The 15,879-nt window shown below is 46.6% G+C and carries 18 protein-coding genes and 1 pseudogene; 4 read left to right on the top strand and 15 right to left on the bottom strand.

Going from position 1 to position 15,879, the window contains the following annotated elements:
* Positions 1-21 precede the first annotated feature (21 nt).
* The 4 genes and pseudogenes from JGK07_RS01640 to rpsU form a co-directional block, all read left to right on the top strand.
* Positions 22-567 (top strand): annotated as a pseudogene (locus tag JGK07_RS01640) (PCRF domain-containing protein); the annotation flags it as partial.
* Positions 553-1,011: a peptide chain release factor-like protein gene (locus JGK07_RS01635; protein ID WP_366025133.1), complete on the top strand. Its 459-nt coding sequence runs from the start codon at positions 553-555 to the stop codon at positions 1,009-1,011. The pseudogene JGK07_RS01640 and the gene JGK07_RS01635, both read left to right, overlap by 15 nt.
* A gap of 66 nt (positions 1,012-1,077) precedes the next feature.
* Positions 1,078-2,188 (top strand): peptide chain release factor 2 gene (gene prfB, locus JGK07_RS01630; protein ID WP_293174547.1). Its coding sequence is split into 2 segments (ribosomal slippage): positions 1,078-1,149 and positions 1,151-2,188, totalling 1,110 coding nucleotides; the frame shifts between segments, so codons are not numbered across the junction.
* A gap of 329 nt (positions 2,189-2,517) precedes the next feature.
* Complete coding sequence (gene rpsU / locus JGK07_RS01625) at positions 2,518-2,712, top strand: 30S ribosomal protein S21 (protein WP_006632476.1); 195 nt, start codon at positions 2,518-2,520, stop codon at positions 2,710-2,712.
* A 29-nt stretch (positions 2,713-2,741) separates the two neighbouring features.
* On the opposite strand, the gene JGK07_RS01620 is transcribed toward rpsU, so the two are convergent.
* From JGK07_RS01620 to JGK07_RS01555, 15 genes are all read right to left on the bottom strand, one after another.
* Positions 2,742-3,950, bottom strand: coding sequence for an RNA-guided endonuclease TnpB family protein (locus JGK07_RS01620; protein WP_293223494.1), 1,209 nt, complete (start codon positions 3,948-3,950; stop codon positions 2,742-2,744).
* A gap of 197 nt (positions 3,951-4,147) precedes the next feature.
* Positions 4,148-5,611: an AtzE family amidohydrolase gene (locus tag JGK07_RS01615; RefSeq protein WP_293223491.1), complete on the bottom strand. Its 1,464-nt coding sequence runs from the start codon at positions 5,609-5,611 to the stop codon at positions 4,148-4,150.
* 14 nt (positions 5,612-5,625) lie between these two features.
* Entirely contained in the window at positions 5,626-5,802 is a 177-nt protein-coding gene (locus JGK07_RS01610) for a DUF4089 domain-containing protein (protein WP_293211517.1), read from the bottom strand.
* A gap of 60 nt (positions 5,803-5,862) precedes the next feature.
* On the bottom strand, positions 5,863-6,330 hold the full coding sequence (locus JGK07_RS01605; RefSeq protein WP_293211515.1) for a KGK domain-containing protein: 468 nt from the start codon (positions 6,328-6,330) through the stop codon (positions 5,863-5,865).
* Between the two features lie 99 nt (positions 6,331-6,429).
* Complete coding sequence (locus JGK07_RS01600; protein WP_293211512.1) at positions 6,430-6,882, bottom strand: hypothetical protein; 453 nt, start codon at positions 6,880-6,882, stop codon at positions 6,430-6,432.
* Between the two features lie 11 nt (positions 6,883-6,893).
* Complete coding sequence (locus JGK07_RS01595; RefSeq protein WP_293223488.1) at positions 6,894-7,202, bottom strand: hypothetical protein; 309 nt, start codon at positions 7,200-7,202, stop codon at positions 6,894-6,896.
* A gap of 84 nt (positions 7,203-7,286) precedes the next feature.
* Positions 7,287-7,739: a hypothetical protein gene (locus tag JGK07_RS01590; protein ID WP_293223485.1), complete on the bottom strand. Its 453-nt coding sequence runs from the start codon at positions 7,737-7,739 to the stop codon at positions 7,287-7,289.
* 11 nt (positions 7,740-7,750) lie between these two features.
* Positions 7,751-8,059 (bottom strand): hypothetical protein, encoded by a 309-nt coding sequence (locus tag JGK07_RS01585; RefSeq protein ID WP_293204603.1) that lies wholly within the window; start codon positions 8,057-8,059, stop codon positions 7,751-7,753.
* A gap of 26 nt (positions 8,060-8,085) precedes the next feature.
* Entirely contained in the window at positions 8,086-9,105 is a 1,020-nt protein-coding gene (codA, locus tag JGK07_RS01580; RefSeq protein WP_363319634.1) for a cytosine deaminase, read from the bottom strand.
* Positions 9,060-9,350, bottom strand: a complete 291-nt coding sequence (locus tag JGK07_RS33100) for a hypothetical protein (protein ID WP_325314872.1) — start codon at positions 9,348-9,350, stop codon at positions 9,060-9,062. The genes codA and JGK07_RS33100 overlap by 46 nt, the downstream gene beginning before the upstream one ends.
* 135 nt (positions 9,351-9,485) lie before the next feature.
* Positions 9,486-9,977, bottom strand: a complete 492-nt coding sequence (locus JGK07_RS01575; protein WP_293211508.1) for an ureidoglycolate lyase — start codon at positions 9,975-9,977, stop codon at positions 9,486-9,488.
* A gap of 99 nt (positions 9,978-10,076) precedes the next feature.
* On the bottom strand, positions 10,077-11,594 hold the full coding sequence (locus JGK07_RS01570) for a cobyrinate a,c-diamide synthase (RefSeq protein WP_293174578.1): 1,518 nt from the start codon (positions 11,592-11,594) through the stop codon (positions 10,077-10,079).
* A gap of 244 nt (positions 11,595-11,838) precedes the next feature.
* Entirely contained in the window at positions 11,839-13,203 is a 1,365-nt protein-coding gene (gene opcA / locus JGK07_RS01565; protein ID WP_293174581.1) for a glucose-6-phosphate dehydrogenase assembly protein OpcA, read from the bottom strand.
* A 285-nt stretch (positions 13,204-13,488) separates the two neighbouring features.
* Complete coding sequence (zwf, locus tag JGK07_RS01560) at positions 13,489-15,018, bottom strand: glucose-6-phosphate dehydrogenase (protein WP_293189723.1); 1,530 nt, start codon at positions 15,016-15,018, stop codon at positions 13,489-13,491.
* Positions 15,019-15,849: a hypothetical protein gene (locus JGK07_RS01555; protein ID WP_293195681.1), complete on the bottom strand. Its 831-nt coding sequence runs from the start codon at positions 15,847-15,849 to the stop codon at positions 15,019-15,021.
* Between the last annotated feature and the right edge of the window lie 30 nt (positions 15,850-15,879).

Genomic DNA, 15,879 nt, shown 5'->3' with positions numbered 1-15,879 from the left:
TCAGCCTTAACCGCCGAAAGCCAAAAGTTACAACAGCTAGCAGCACAGCCGGAATCTGGCAAAAGCATCAAGACAGTTGAACGACCACTCCAAGAACTAGACGCACTCCAATCCTATCAGGCAAAACTCAACCAGTGCCAAACAATTTTGGCAGATGCTACAGCAGCACTGGAGTTACTCGAATTTCAAGCAGACGACGAACTAGAGCAAGAACTTCAAACTAATTTAGCTCAACTAAACCACTCTCTCCAAGAGTATGAAATAGAGCAATCCTTGAGCGGGCCTTGCGACAAAAATGGAGCCTACCTCATAATTAAGGCCGGAACAAACGGTATCGATGCTCAATACTGGGCAGAAATGTTGCTCAGAATGTATATTATGTGGGGACTAAGCCGAGGCTACCAAGTTGCGGACGTTGAATCTTCCCCAGCGCCTGAAATAGGAATTATTTCTACAACCTTGGAAATAGACGGACGTTACGCTTGCGGCTATCTCAAGTCAGAAACCGGAATACACCGACTTAAACGGAAATCGCCTTTTAATATTACCATAATGCGACTCTCTTCTACAGCGACGGTGGAAATTTTGCCAATGTACGTGCAATTGGAGATTGCACAGCAGGATTTAAGAGCCATATTACCCAATCTCAATCAGAATACTAACGGAACCAAAGCATGGGTGAAAATTGTGCATATTCCTACTGGTATTTCTGCCATTTGTGACGGATGTCGCACTCAAATGCAAAATAAAGACAAGGCTTTGGCGGTTCTCAAGAGCAAACTGTTTGCTATTATGCAAAGGCAAGGAGTTCAGCAGCTTGCAGACATTCAGTGCGATCGGCTAAAAACATTCCTCAACCAACCAATTCGAGAATATCAATTTGCCAGCGACAGCGCAAACCAGGACAAAGTTTTGGATTTCCGTACAGGAATCGAAACAACAGCCGTCGCCGAGGTACTCGACGGCAAGATTGACCCATTCATCAAAGCTGGTCTGCTGCTGAAAAATTGATTTGCACAGATTGAACCCAATTTCAGCTAAAATCGACAAGACACCACAAAACTAGGAGAACTCACAGTGGAAGTTCTAGACATCAAACACGATATTGAAACATTGTCCGATCGACTGGGTACCACCCAGGACTATCTTTGACATCCCCGCACTCACAGCCAAAATCCAAGATTTAGAGCAAATCTGCGCCCAACCGGCATTCTGGGACGACCAAGAACAAGCTCAAGGAACCCTCCAAGAACTGAATGACTTCAAATCTCATTTAGACCAATACCACGGCTGGCAGACTAGCCTAGAAGACGCTAGAGCTATTTTAGAACTGCTGGAGTTAGACGCAGACGAGTCCCTGTTCCAAGAAGCCTCATCGAGTCTTTCCCAATTAACCCGCGAACTTGACCAGTGGGAACTGCAACAATTACTCTCTGGGCCCTACGACGAAGGCGGCGCGGTTTTGACAATTAACGCCGGGGCCGGCGGTACAGATGCTCAAGATTGGGCCGAAATGCTGCTGCGGATGTACACCCGCTGGGGTGAAAGTCAGGGTTACAAGGTACATTTAACCGAGATTTCTGAGGGAGAGGAAGCAGGCGTGAAATCTGCGTCTTTGGAAATTGTCGGCCGCTACGCCTACGGCTACATGAGGTCGGAAAAAGGTACTCACCGTTTGGTGAGAATTTCGCCGTTTAACGCTAATGACAAGCGTCAAACAAGTTTTGCGGGCGTTGAAGTGATGCCGGTGCTCGATCGATCCGTTAAACTGGATATTCCAGAAAAAGATTTGGAAGTCACGACTTCTCGCGCAGGCGGCAAGGGCGGACAAAATGTTAACAAGGTAGAAACGGCTGTCCGCATCGTTCACCTTCCGACTGGTTTAGCCGTCCGCTGTACCGAAGAACGCAGTCAGTTGCAAAATAAAGAAAAAGCTCTCGCCTTACTCAAAGCTAGGCTGTTGGTGGTTGCTAGGGAACAGCGCGCCGCCGAAATTGCCGAGATTCGCGGCGATATGGTAGAGGCGGCTTGGGGCAACCAAATTCGCAACTACGTGTTTCACCCCTATCAAATGGTCAAGGATTTGCGGACTGGAGTGGAAACAACTGCCGTCTTAGATGTGATGAACGGCGAATTAGAGCCGTTTATTCAAGCTTACCTGCGCCAGGAAAATCAGTTGGTCAGTTGACAGTTGACAGTTGACAGTTGACAGTTGGTCAGTATCCGCTCAATAGCTCGGGGTAGACTACTGCGTTTGGAACGATTTTGCGATATTTAACGCTCATCATTGAGCGATTTACCCCGATTTATTGAGCGGATACGTTGGTCAGTTGGTCAGTTGGTCAGTAGTCAACTGTCAATTAACTGTCAACTGTCAATTGTCAACTATCAACTGAATGAAGAACCTATTTTCTGGTATAATTTTGGGGTTTTGGTCGATCGCCCGACATCCAACAGGTCGCGCCGCCAGAAACCTTGATATGATAAAACTTGATCTAACGAACCAAAGGAGAAAGAATGACCCAAGTTGTAATCGGCGAAAATGAAGGGATTGAGTCAGCCCTACGACGGTTTAAGCGACAAGTTTCCAAAGCGGGAATTTTTCCCGACATGAGAAAGCACCGCCACTTTGAAACCCCCCTCGAAAAGCAGAAGCGCAAAGCTATTGCTAGAAGGACTAAGAGACGCTTCCACCGCAACAACAAACCCTAGAACTAGCAGTGAACTACCTACACCAACCGCTATGCGGTATGGAGTAGGCTTCCCAATTCATCGGGAGTCGCCGCTACGGTAGTAGACTTTCGCCCATACCGCTTTGGTCTTACACTCCCTCCAAGGGCAGTAGCGCTGGTTCCCAGCGCCAATATCCGCAAGCCTTCATTTCTGATGTTGACCGCTGCATTGATATCTCGGTCATGCCGTTGTCCACAATGAGGACAAGCAAACATCCTGACCGATAGATCCATATGTGGCACTCGCAGCAAGGTGTTAGAGCAAAGGTGAGACGAAGGGAAAAATCGGTCTACTTCTAGATAGATTTTTCCTTCCTGCTCTGCTTTGTACTTGAGCATGGTGCAGAACGTTCCCCAACCGACATCGCTGATTGCTTTAGATAGGCTGTGATTCTTCACCATGTTCTTAACTGCAAGGTCTTCCACCACAATCACTTGGTTTTCGTTGACTATCTTGCGGGATAGTTTGTGGAGGTAATCTTCTCTGACTCGTGAAATTTTTGAATGAACACGCGCCAAAGCTTTTTTAGCCTTGCGTCGTTTGTTCGTTGTCTTATCCTTTTTGCGGGAAAGTTTGCGCTGTTTCCGTTTCAGGTTGCGCTCATGCTTCTTGAGATGGCGAGGATTCTGAAACTTAGACCCATCTGAAGTGACCGCAAAATTAGTTAAACCCAAATCAATCCCAATCGCTTTACCGCCATCGCTAGATTCCGGTTTTTCCATCCCATCATCAATGAGCAACGAGGCATAGTAGCGCCCATCAGTCATTCCCGATAGCGTGACAGTTTTGAGGGTTCCCAGGATTTCACGATGAACCTTAGCTTTCACCGTTCCAAGATTTCCGGGAAACTTAATCTCAGTATCATTCAAAACTTTGACGTTTTGAGGGTACTGGATCGATTGTCTGCCGTGGCGATTCTTGAAAGTGGGATAACCAGCACGACCATCAAAGAAGTTGATGAACGCTTGAGAGAGATTCAAAACCGATTGTTGAAGGCATTGCGAATAACATTTTTTGAGCCATTCAAATTCAGTCTTCCATACCGGGATCTGTTTCTTCATGTTGTAAGCAGACAAGCCTTTACCCGTCTCTTTGTAGGTCAACGACATGACAGAAAGAGCTTGATTCCAAACCCAACGAACACAACCGAAAGCTTGTGCCAGGTGTGCTTGCTGTTCGCCTGTAGGATAAATTCTGACCTTGATTGCTTTCAACATCGGTGTATTTTAACACACTTACAGGACTACGATAAGAAGTTGCGATCGAGTTTTGGTTGAGAGCAAAGTCTAGTGTGGCAATTCTTCAACTCTCCCCCTTCCTCGTTTTCAGTATCGGTCGGAGGAGGTTTCAGTCTTGCCCTGCTTTCATCCCACGCTAACCGAAGCGGTATGGCGTGGGGATTCCCAGGAGCTAGCTAAATTGATTCGGCACATATAATGCCTTGCGATTCTAGTACCGCAGCGACTCGGAGAATCACCGCTTCGCTGTAGGGAGCACCAACAATTTGTACCCCCAAGGGCAAAGCGCCGGGCCGCTGTACTGGTACGCAAAGCACCGGCAAGCCTATAAATGATAGGGGTTGGGTGAACAGTCCCAGATTGGGACGCACTCTTGTTTCTTGTCCGGCGATGACCATTTTCTCGACGCCAATTTCAGGAGCCGCGATCGGCGTGGCGGGTGCGAGAATGATATCTGTATGTTGGAATATTGCACGAATTTGAGACCGATACCACTGTCTGAATCTCTGTGCTTGCACGTACCATGTCGCAGGAATCAGGGTTCCAGCCAAAAAACGATCGCGCGTGGCGGGATCGAAGTCTTGAGGGCGCGTCCGCAAATTCTCCAAATGCAAGTTTCCACCCTCGCAAGCAGTTATTATAAACGCTGCCGCCCTCGCGCGATCGGATTCCGGTATGCTGACAGTTGCAAGCCCCCCGATTTTTCGGGGGTTTGTTGTTGTTGTTTCCGTCTCAATACCACAATTCAAGACATTTGTCAAGGTTCGGGCAACTATTTCTACAGCATCCATAGCTTCCGGTTCGGCCCCAGTAGCGAAATAGCCGTCAGCAACAGCAATTCGCAATCCTTCAATTCCTGTATTTAACTGTGGCGAGGTAAGTTCTGGCGGGCGTTGAGTGCAAACTGGATCGCGAGAATCTGGGCCTTGCAGGATATCATACAGTAGCGCGATGTCTCGGAGCGATCGCCCGAACGGCCCCACGCAATCCAAACTACTCGAAAACAAAAAAGCACCGGCCCTTGACAAACGGCCGTAAGTAGGCTTAAAGCCAAACACACCGCACAAAGCAGCGGGTACGCGGATGGAACCGTTAGTATCGGAACCGAGGGTGAAGGGAACTAAACCGGCGGCGACTGCTGCTGCGGAACCGCCGCTAGAACCGCCGGCGATGCGCGCAGTATCGCGGGGATTGCGAGTTGGCCCGTAGTGGCTGTTTTCCGTGACGAAACCGTAGGCGTACTCATCCATGTTGAGCGTGCCTACAAGCACAGCCCCGGCTTGTCTGAGTCGGGCGACCCCCGCCGCGTCTTGGCTCGCCGGAGGGTTGTCAGCGTTGATTTTTGACCCTGCTAGAGTGGTAATTCCGCTGACATCGAACAAGTTTTTGACCGCGAAGGGAACGCCTGCTAAAGGGCCTGGGTTTTCGTTGCGCGCGATCGCATTATCTATCTTTTCGGCTGCTGCGATCGCACTTTCTGCGGTGATGGCAGTAAAGCAATTGAGTGTTTTATCTCGATCGGCAATTCGTTCTAAAGCAGCATTTACAACCGCTGTCGCTGCAATTTTACCACTTTTAACAGCGGATGCTGTAGCGACTGCATCCGCTCCTGCTAAAAATTTGGCTTCATCTGCGTTCATCGGCGGTAAAAAATCTAAGGTTCAAACACTGGTGCAGCTTCGATTTCTGGGGGTAAGGGGAATTCTGTAACGAGTCGGGCGATCGCTGCTATCCTCTCGAAGTTTACCACAACGCCGGGACGATGTTCTGGGTCTAAGGGTAAGTTTATCAGTTCGGCGGTGCGATCGACGTATTCTTCTATATTAGTCATTTTTTTTCTGGCTAGCGTTGGAGTGCGATCGATTATTGTATTGTAAGGGCGATCGGGCTGTCAGTTATTTTCGAGCAGTTTTTTGTATTCCTCAGATTGTCTGATATCATCTAAAGGCGATATAGGTTCAGTTGGGCGATCGGGAAAAAAAATTATACATACCTGTTTTTTACAAGACTGCGAACTTTTATTAATTTCTATTTGAATTTTTCCTTTTTGCCAACTCTTGGAACCATTTTTTAGAACTTGACAATCGATTCCTTCTTGAGGCGATTTCCAGTTTATAATCCCCATAATTTTTGTTTCTTCATCAATCAATAGATATTGCATCAACTGAATTATCCCCTTCTCACGTTGGTTAGTTTCTGCTACATAATCCTGATTCATTATCTTGTTAAACTTACTGGAGGCTAGCTCTTTAAATCGGCGAACCGTAAAAGTAGCTTTACCCAATAACAAAACATCATCGCCGTCTAGTGCCTCATACCTTCTATAGATGCTTCTATAGAATTTAAGTATTTCGTCCATTTTATTTCACAATTTTCTGCTGCTTTACATTTGATACCATTTCAAGCTATCTAAGTCAAGCTGGTCAACAAAATCAATTGACTATCGCACTTTTCCAACTCAAACAGTGACAGTTTCCCGCAACTTCTCAACAGCCACATCCAGCGGAGGCAAATCAAAATCCTCAGCATCCATCAATTCCTTAACCTTATCAAAAATCTCAACCTCCGCCTCTTCCTGATCCGTTAGCTTATCATAAAAATAAGGGTCAGTAAACCACTGTTCAAAAGCTATCATTAACAACCCATTAGGCGAAAGTTCAAACTGCCAATACTTAGAAACCCTTTTGTCAACCACTTCAAACATCGGTGCCGGATTATGGATGGGATAATAGCTGTAATTATCGTCGCAGATATAGTACCAAATAGTTCCTTTCCATTCTCGGATAGCGTAAACAACATATTCCTTGCCTATAGTTAGTGATAACTCAACTGTTCTGATGTAACCGCGTGGGGGATCTATATAATTTTCAGGGAGAGATACACCAGTCTTAGCAATACAACGAATTTTCATAACTTGATTACCTACATATTTTTAGGTGCTGTTTTAGGATACTGTCGCTTGAACTTGAACTCCACCTCTTGAAAAGTCTGACTGTTCCGAAACCAATGAACTTGTACAGAATATCCATTAACTTCAAAAGCCTCAATACTTGTCATCTTATCCCAATATTCAGAATTACCGCCATAAAGAGCAACAAGTCTCGGTGCATCCCCCAGCAGTTTATCTGTACCGCAATGAATTACTATGCAATTACCAACCTTAGCATCTTGCAGCAGCAATTGCTCCGGTAAATTTCTCGGTTCCTCATCGGGAATAGCACCTTGATTCATAGTGTAACAGTTTCAGATGTCATCGCTCAAAAAAGTATGTGAGTCAAAGGGAAAAGACTAAATTGACTTTCACTCTTTCTCAACTCAAACAGTGACAGTTTCCCGCAACTTCTCAACAGCCAAATCCAGCGGAGGTAAATCAAAATCCTCAGCATCCATCAATTCCTTAACCTTATCAAAAATCTCAACCTCCGCCTCTTCCTGATCCGTTAGCTTATCATAAAAACAAGAATCGTTTAACCACTGTTCAAACACGAACCTCAACACCCCATTCGGGTTAAGCATAAACCTCCAATACTTAGAAACTCGGTTATCAACTACTTCAAACAGCGGTGCAGGAGTCTGTATGGGATAATAGCTGTAATTATCATCACAAATATAATACCAAACTATTCCCTGCCATAATCTGATGGCATAAACCACATATTCCTTGCCAACAGTCAACGGCAATTCAATTTTTTGAGTATAGCCTCTTGCCGGATCGAGATAATTTTCCGGTAAGTGTTCTCCAGTATTAGAAATACAGCGAACTCTCATAATTTGTCTACCTATAAATTCTTAGATGCTGTTTTAGGATATTGTCGTTTGAATTTTAATTCAACTTGTTGTAAAATTTGCTTATTTTCAAACCAGTGTACTTGTACGGAAGCTCCATTAATTGCAAAAGCCTGAATGCTAGTTATTTTGTACCAGTCTTCGGGATTGCCTCCGTATATGGCAACAAGTCTAGAGACATCTCCTAGTATATCGTCAGGCCCGCCCTGAATAGATCTACAATTACCAGCCTTAGCATCTTCGAGGATCAGTTGCTCTTGCAAGTTTCTCGGACTCTCGTCGGGAATAGCACCTTGACTCATAATTTAACATTTTTAGATATTATTTGTCAAATACCATGAAAACAAATTTTAGGTGGTAGAGTTTCAGCCAGCAACTTTCCCCGCGAAATCACATACAGAACCGTCGCACGTCTCCTAATAGCATCGTAACAGCTATCAGAATCTAACACAATTAAGTTGGCAGGTTTCCCCACATCTATGCCATAACTTTCATCTCCCACATTTAAAGTTTTAGCACCGCTTCCAGTCACCATATCAAAACAAGCTTTTATCTCAGACATTCCCGTCATCTGACAAACATGAACCGCCATGTGAGCCACATCCAACATATTCCCAGTACCCAAACTGTACCACGGATCTTGCACGCAGTCGTGTCCAAAACTGACATTCAAACCATGCTGCCATAACTCCTTAACCCGCGTCACTCCGCGACGTTTCGGATAAGTATCCGCGCGGCCTTGCAATGTGATATTAATCAAAGGATTGGCAATAAAATTGATGTGCGATTTTTGCAAAATTCCCATCAGCTTAAACGCATAGGCATTATTGTAAGAACCGAAAGCCGTCGTGTGGCTAGCAGTCACCCGCGAACCCGCACCTGTTCTAATCGCACAAGCTGCTACAACTTCCAAAAATCTCGACTGTTCGTCATCGATTTCATCGCAGTGGATATCAATTAATTTATTGTATTTTTCTGCAAGTTCAAATATGCGGTGAACCGATTTTACTCCATCTTCCCGTGTCAACTCGTAATGCGGAATCCCGCCCACAGCATCCGCACCCATATCCAGAGATTTATCTAAAAGTTTGTCGTTTCCAGGACTCCCATAAATCCCGTCTTGGGGAAAAGCCACAACTTGCAAAGTCATCCAATCTTTGACTTCTTCTCGAACTTCCAAAAGTCCTTGCAAAGCAGTCAGCGTCGGTTCGCTAACATCAGCGTGACTCCTGACAAACAAAATCCCTTGAGACGCTTGCAGCCTTAAAGTTTCAATCGCCCGTTTTTTGACATCATCCAGAGTTAAACCTTGCTTGCGTTCACCCCAAATTTGAATTCCCTCAAACAAAGTGCCGCTTTGATTCCATCGCGGTTCCCCGCAGTCAAAGCAGAATCGAGATGAATGTGCGACTCCACAAACGGAGGACTAACTAAATTGCCTTGAATGTCGATTTCCTGTTCGCCCATTCCTGATATGCGCGGCGATACCGCAACTATTGTATCATCATCGATCGCAATATCCACCGTTTCGCGATCGCCCGCACCCAACAAACGACATCGGCGCAGAACCATGCTATACTTTTGTTCACACATCCTATTTATTTCTTTCTCTTCCATCTCTTCCTCTGTGCCCTCTGCGCCCTCTGCGGTCAAAAAATCTTACTCAAAAAAACAACCCATAACGAAAAATAATCACCAGGAAGAAAGCGCAACGACAAATCACCAAAATCAGACAATCTCAAACTCCAGATTGTGATGCTTCACCAAATCAAAGCTAAAATGGTCAACCACATTAGTATCCCTCAACTCCAGATTATAAAAATCCACAAAATCCGCATCAAAATAAGGCCCCGCGTGCCAAGTCCCGACTTCTAACTTAATAAAACAATCACCCGGAATCCGAAAAGCAGCAATATCGTGTAAACTAGGTCGATTGCTATCCCCAGGAGGTGCAACCGCCATCAACCAATCCTTCCCATCCAGAGAACCCAAACACTGAGTACATTCAACGTGCCGCGTAATTTTACCAAACTTGCGACCCTTCTCGTGCAACCGCATAATGTAAAATCTAGGAATGCCATTTTGCAAATTTAACTTAGCATCCTCATCATCAAAAGACTTGCCATCAAAACTCGCAGAAATAACTTGACCGTAACTCCGAAAATTCTCCGGCGTCACCCATTTCGCCAACAACTGCTTAGTTGAAACTGATGTACTCATAAATCCCAACACCTCCTCCTCATTTCATCAAAAACATAATACAAATACTCCTCTATCTCTCTTCTCTGCGCCCTCTGCGCCCTCTGCGGTTAAAAAAATCTAATTCACTCGATCGCCCAAAACACCCTTACAATCAAAATTAGAACACTGCTGCAAAAAACGAACCGCAATATCAGGGTTCGCACCCCAGTGCAAATGCAAATAAGCAGCGTGCACCCCATAAACCCCCCAACCTTCAGCAACCGCCTCAACTTCTCCCCGTTTGCCGTACCTCCAACTGTGATAAATTGGATTAGTTGGTTCCACTGTTAAATGCGATCGATGAAACTCATGTCCCCAAACCACATCCCCCGCAGTTAACACCAAACTATCTCCCACCGCCACAGCTTCTCGATATCCCAGAGTCAAACGCTTTCCCATCGCAGCCACAGCCGGCAAAACTCCCACTCCTTGCCAAGAATTCCCGTCGAAGTCTACAATCGAATCGCACAAGTACATCAAACCGCCGCACTCCGCATAAGTCGGCATTCCCGAAAAAATCGCACTTCTGACAGCATCCCGAATTAAAACATTACCGCTTAATTCCCCAGCAAACACTTCGGGAAAACCACCGCCAAAATACAACCCCTGCACATTCTCAGGAAAAACCGAGTCATCCAACGGACTCCAAAATACCAACTCGGCGCCTAACTCTTCCAGCAAATCAAGATTGTCCTGATAGTAAAAATTAAAAGCCCGATCGCGCGCAACTGCAATCCTCACCGAAAACTTTTTTTCCAAACAGTTGACAACATCATCTTTTTTAGTTACAATTGAGTAAGGGAGACTGTATCTACCCAAAAGTTGCTCAGACCCCTCACCCCCCCCATGAGGAGTTGCAGCCAATAAAGGTAAAAGTTGCTCCCAGTCAAAACTAACAGCAGCCAAATCAGCCAATTTATCGATCGCACCGTGAAGATGCGGCAACTCCTCGGCCGGAATCAAACCCAAATGCCGATCGGGAATCGTCACAGCCTCATCCCTACGCAAAACTCCTAAAATCGGTAAATTGAGCGGTTCCAGAGCATCTGTCAGCAGATCCAAATGTCGATCGCTCGCCACCCGATTGAGCACCAAACCCGCGAACTTAAGATTTGGGTTAAAAGAACGAAAACCGTGGGCGATCGCAGCCACAGAACCAGAAAGCCGGCTGCAATCTATCACAAACAATATCGGCAAATTCAACAAATAAGCAACATGAGCCGTAGAAGCAAAGGAAATAGGATAATTTTGTTCTTCTTCCCTCTTCTCTCTTCCCTCTTCCCTCTTCCTTCTTCCTTCTTCCTTCTTTGGAGAAACCCCATCAAATAAACCCATTACCCCTTCAACCAAAGCACAATCGACATCTTGAATGTGGCGGGAAAAACACTTTTTTACATAAGATTCAGACGTTAAAACCGGGTCTAAATTCCGACAGGGGCGGCCAGTCACAAAAGCATGAAACATCGGGTCAATGTAGTCAGGGCCGACCTTAAAAGATTGCACGTTCAAGCCCTGGCGGATTAAATAAGCTAAAAGGGCGATCGTTACAGTAGTCTTTCCTGCCCCGCTTCGTTCGCCAGCAATTACTAAAGCCATAGTTCTAGTTAGTTACAATAAATACTGAAAACAGATAGTTGATAAAGTTATGAGTGTAGCTCTCTCATCTATTAAATAATGCTTTAACGAACCGCGAAGACACGAAGAACGCGAAGAAAGAAAGAAGAATATAAAGTAGAGCAGACATTGCCTGCTCTACTTTATATTAACTCAATTCCTTCTTCCTTATTCTATCCGTTACATCCGTTACATCCGTTACTTGCATCCGTTGCCGAACTTCTCTTTACCTCTTAGCCAACTTCAGCATTTGAGCCGTCACCGCCAAACTTTCCTCGTACAGCATATCCCGGCCCCAACTCTGCAAGTGCTGGCCCAGCAACTGTTCCGTCACCTGATCGAACAGAGGAGTCACCTGGTTAAATCGATCGGTTTGAGCGCCTCCCTTCATTTCCATCCGCATACAGCCCCCCGTTTCCGAACACAGAACCGTACCGCAGGCCGCTTTCTCGTTCGTAGAATTTAAACGCAGAGCAATTAAATCGCCGGGGACATCGCCCGTATCGGCAATCGGAATCGCAGCTAACTCGGCTTCTACAACCCGTTCGTCCGCACCTGCGAATTTAATGCGCTTAATTTGGTAATCGCCCTCTTCTTGCTTGAAAGCAACCGGACGCCACTGAAGCCGGCTCGCCAGCCAGCCCAAATACATCAGCGCTTGAGTAGAATTGCCTTGTTCGTAATCGATCGTCACTCGATCGATCTCCCGAATTGCCGCCCTACGTTCCGGCGGATCGAAGGCCTCGGCAGCCAACTCCTGCCACGCCGCCAGCCTGCGCCAATTCAAATCCGCGATCGGAATTCCTTCCTCGATCAGACTTTGCATCAACAGCAATTCCGCTTCAGACTCGGCAAAACTGCTAGAGTCGATAATCACAGAACTGCTAGTTGCCGCCAGCCGCTGGAACAAACCTCGATCGGCATCGGGATTCGCTTTCCACCATAACAAAGTCGGCAAATCCGCGATCGTCAGCGCTGTCACGATCGCGCTCACCCGTTCCAGAGCAGCTTCCGTACCCCGCAGCGTAATATACTCGCAGCAGATCAGATTGCCGCTGCCGCGCTTGTGCACCGGACAGTAAGCAGCCACTTGAGCCTGCACGCCCGTATCTTCTCCCGCCGTCGGGCACAGAGCAATAATCCGGCAGGGATTCGCAGCTACGATCGCATCAGCCACCCCCGAACCCCCGGAACCCAAGCCACTCGAACCCAAAAGCTCTCCCTTGGCATTTTTGCGAGCCACTTCTTCGCGCAACATCGCCAGCAATTCAGCGCTAGGTTTGCCACTTCTCGGCATTCCGTAAGCTTTTTGAGCAGCCCTGATGCTAGATGCCGTCATCGGCCCGCTAATACCATCGACAGGCCCGTCATAAAATCCCAGATCCGCCAATAATTGCTGGGTTTCTTCCGGTTCGTACACGACAAAAGTAAAAGTTGCTGCCCTAGTCGCGATCGGAAAATCGCCCTTCGATCCTGATTCTCTGTAACTTTCCCAGATTTTACTCAGTTCTGCCTCTATCTGGTCGATCGACACATCTTTAGGGTTTTGCAGCGAAACCAGAGGCGGAGCTTTCATCGGTGTCATCGTCATCGGTTTTTTCTCCTTTCTTATTGGTTATTGGTTATTGGTCATTGGGCATCGGGCATCGGGCATCGGGCATCGGACATTGGTCATTGGTCATTGGTCATTGGTCATTGGTCATTGGTCATTGGTCACAACTGCTATCACGCAAGAGTTCCCGAACATTAGGATTACTAAATTAGTCCTTGATGATTCTTAAGTTAGCAACTCTTACCTAATGACAACTAACAACTAACAACTAACAACTAACAACTGACAACTGACAACTGACAACTGACAACTGACAATTGACTTTTAAAGTCGTCGCCACTTGCGGCCGTCTCTGTTAATCATTAATTCTGCTTCTGCCGGTTCCCAAGTACCAGCTTCATATTTAGGAACCAAACTTTGGTCGTTGGAAGATTCCCAAGCCATCAGCGCCGGAGTTACCACCCGCCAAGCTTCTTCCACTTCATCAGAACGGGTAAACAAAGTTTGGTCGCCCAGCATACAATCAATCAACAGGCGATCGTAAGCATCCGAAGATGTCACCCCAAACGAAGCACCATAACTAAAATCCATATCCACCGTCCGCGTCCGCAAATCTGGCCCCGGCATTTTCGCCTCAAACCTCAGCGAAATCCCCTCATTGGGATGCACCCGCATTGTCAAAACGTTAGGAGTAGTTTGTTGCGCCGCCGACTGAAAAATTAACAGCGGCACTTCGCGAAACTGAATCGCAATTTCGCTAACTTTTTTCGGCAACCGCTTACCAGTCCGCAGGTAGAAAGGCACTCCCTGCCATCGCCAGTTGTCAATCATAAACTTCATCGCCACAAAAGTCGGCGTTGTCGAGTTGGGAGCAACCCCCGGTTCTTCGTGATAACCCGGCACGGGTTTGCCTTTCATCCACCCTGCGGAATATTGACCGCGAATCGCGGAAAACTCTAAGTTATTCAAATCCGCCAAGCGAGTTGCTTGCAGAACTTTCATCTTTTCGGTGCGGATGCTGTCAGCATCGAGGGAGTTTGGCGGTTCCATCGCCGTCAGACAGAAAATCTGCATCAAGTGGTTTTGCAGCATATCCCGCAACGCCCCAGAGGATTCGTAGTAACCGGCCCGGTCTTCTACGCCCACAGTTTCTGCAACGGTAATTTGTACGTGATCCACAAATTGGCGGTTCCACAGCGGTTCAAAAATCGCATTAGCAAACCGGAACACCATTAAATTCTGAACAGTTTCTTTACCCAAATAGTGGTCGATCCGGTAAACTTGCTGTTCTTGGCAAACCTGCTGCACCACACGGTTGAGAGCTTTTGCCGAACTCAAGTCGCGGCCGAAGGGTTTTTCAATTACCAAGCGATGTTTTATTGGATCTGCCAGCATTTGAGCTGCGCCCAGTTGCCGAATTGCTTCTGGGAAAAAGTTCGGAGAAACGGACAGATAAAAGATGTGATTGCCGCGGGTTCTCCTTTCTTCATCGAGTTCGGCTAAGAAAGCTTTGAGTTTTTGATAGCTTTCGGGGTTATCAATGTCGCCGGGACAGTAGTACAAACCTTTGGCGAAATCTTGCCACAATTCCTCATTGCTAATACCGCCGCCAAATTCTTCGATGCCTTCCCGCATTTGTTCTCGGAAGTAATCGTGACTCCAAGGGCGACGGGCGACTCCCACCACGGTAGTTTCTGGTGGTAAACGCCGATCGAGCTTCATCTGATAAATTGCTGGTACCAGTTTGCGCTGGGTGAGATCGCCGGAAGCTCCAAATATCACCAGAATTTGCGGTTCCGGCATCCGTTCTTTTCGCAAACCAACCCGCAGTGGATTTTCAAGTATCGTTACCATTTATTTTCCTTGTTCTAGTGCTGTTAATCTTGCCAGTACAGCATGATAATTTGCCGTCATTTCTGCTAATTGCTGGGTCAGAGAGTTGATCTGCCCTTCATATTCGGCTTTGACTTCCGCCCGGATTTCCTCTCTGAGTTCCGCTATAACTTCCGCCCGGATTTTAACCCTTTCAGCAGCTAGTCGAACTTCCCAATCTTTATCTCGTTGTCGCAGTTCAGCTTTTAGCTGCCTGTTTTCGGCTCGAAGTTGCTCCATTTCCAACGCCACAGCAGCAGCACGCCGATCCCTCTCTCTGTTTTGCTCTCGGATTTGCTGTCTGAGGCGTTGATTGTCCGATCGCAATTTTTCCAATTCTGAAGCAGTATCCTTGGGAGTTCGCCCGCTTCCTAGCGATGGAAATCGCTGTTCAACCAAACGCTGAACTGCTGCACCAGTAGGAATCCCGTTGGGCGATGACTCTACTGCTTCTTGCCAAATTTCTAGCTGTACCTCGGGGGGCAATCCCTTTAATGGGCGGATTTGATATTCTTTAACAAGGGAATTGTGTACGTTCGTACACAAATTTTCCATAATCTCAGCCGCGTCAATGAACTGATAAGCTCTTCGTTTCGTGATTCCCCACTTTTCGTGGCAATAAGCCTCAAAATTCTTGTGGGTTTCCCGGTACAGTTTTTGTTCCCGAATTTCCTCAAGGGCTTTGCCAACTTCGTAAAAAGTATGAAGTCCTTGTTCTACGATCGATTCGAGTTGTTGAAGCCTCGCCCGTTCAGCGATATCCAGTTGGGCGTTGACTTCCTCGCTTTGTTGAATGGTATGGGGAGTTAACATAACACTTCTTTAGCAGTCAGGTATGAAAAA

It is taken from the genome of Microcoleus sp. PH2017_24_DOB_U_A (assembly GCF_020738205.1).
In the GTDB taxonomy this organism is placed as follows: Bacteria; Cyanobacteriota; Cyanobacteriia; order Cyanobacteriales; family Microcoleaceae; genus Microcoleus.
The sequence above is the reverse complement of the archived record's forward strand: the minus strand, read 5'-3'. Positions and strand labels throughout refer to the sequence as shown.

What these genes read in the sequence shown, in the direction of transcription:
- JGK07_RS01600 (WP_293211512.1), bottom strand. Translation starts at nt 6,882, where the DNA reads ATGAAAATTCGTTGTATTGCTAAGACTGGTGTATCTCTCCCTGAAAAT.
- JGK07_RS01605 (WP_293211515.1), bottom strand. Translation starts at nt 6,330, where the DNA reads ATGGACGAAATACTTAAATTCTATAGAAGCATCTATAGAAGGTATGAG.
- opcA (WP_293174581.1), bottom strand. Translation starts at nt 13,203, where the DNA reads ATGACGATGACACCGATGAAAGCTCCGCCTCTGGTTTCGCTGCAAAAC.
- zwf (WP_293189723.1), bottom strand. Translation starts at nt 15,018, where the DNA reads ATGGTAACGATACTTGAAAATCCACTGCGGGTTGGTTTGCGAAAAGAA.
- JGK07_RS01590 (WP_293223485.1), bottom strand. Translation starts at nt 7,739, where the DNA reads ATGAGAGTTCGCTGTATTTCTAATACTGGAGAACACTTACCGGAAAAT.
- JGK07_RS33100 (WP_325314872.1), bottom strand. Translation starts at nt 9,350, where the DNA reads ATGTGTGAACAAAAGTATAGCATGGTTCTGCGCCGATGTCGTTTGTTG.
- JGK07_RS01620 (WP_293223494.1), bottom strand. Translation starts at nt 3,950, where the DNA reads ATGTTGAAAGCAATCAAGGTCAGAATTTATCCTACAGGCGAACAGCAA.
- JGK07_RS01570 (WP_293174578.1), bottom strand. Translation starts at nt 11,594, where the DNA reads ATGGCTTTAGTAATTGCTGGCGAACGAAGCGGGGCAGGAAAGACTACT.
- rpsU (WP_006632476.1), top strand. Translation starts at nt 2,518, where the DNA reads ATGACCCAAGTTGTAATCGGCGAAAATGAAGGGATTGAGTCAGCCCTA.
- JGK07_RS01595 (WP_293223488.1), bottom strand. Translation starts at nt 7,202, where the DNA reads ATGAATCAAGGTGCTATTCCCGATGAGGAACCGAGAAATTTACCGGAG.
- JGK07_RS01635 (WP_366025133.1), top strand. Translation starts at nt 553, where the DNA reads ATGCGACTCTCTTCTACAGCGACGGTGGAAATTTTGCCAATGTACGTG.
- JGK07_RS01555 (WP_293195681.1), bottom strand. Translation starts at nt 15,849, where the DNA reads ATGTTAACTCCCCATACCATTCAACAAAGCGAGGAAGTCAACGCCCAA.
- JGK07_RS01615 (WP_293223491.1), bottom strand. Translation starts at nt 5,611, where the DNA reads ATGAACGCAGATGAAGCCAAATTTTTAGCAGGAGCGGATGCAGTCGCT.
- JGK07_RS01575 (WP_293211508.1), bottom strand. Translation starts at nt 9,977, where the DNA reads ATGAGTACATCAGTTTCAACTAAGCAGTTGTTGGCGAAATGGGTGACG.
- JGK07_RS01610 (WP_293211517.1), bottom strand. Translation starts at nt 5,802, where the DNA reads ATGACTAATATAGAAGAATACGTCGATCGCACCGCCGAACTGATAAAC.
- JGK07_RS01585 (WP_293204603.1), bottom strand. Translation starts at nt 8,059, where the DNA reads ATGAGTCAAGGTGCTATTCCCGACGAGAGTCCGAGAAACTTGCAAGAG.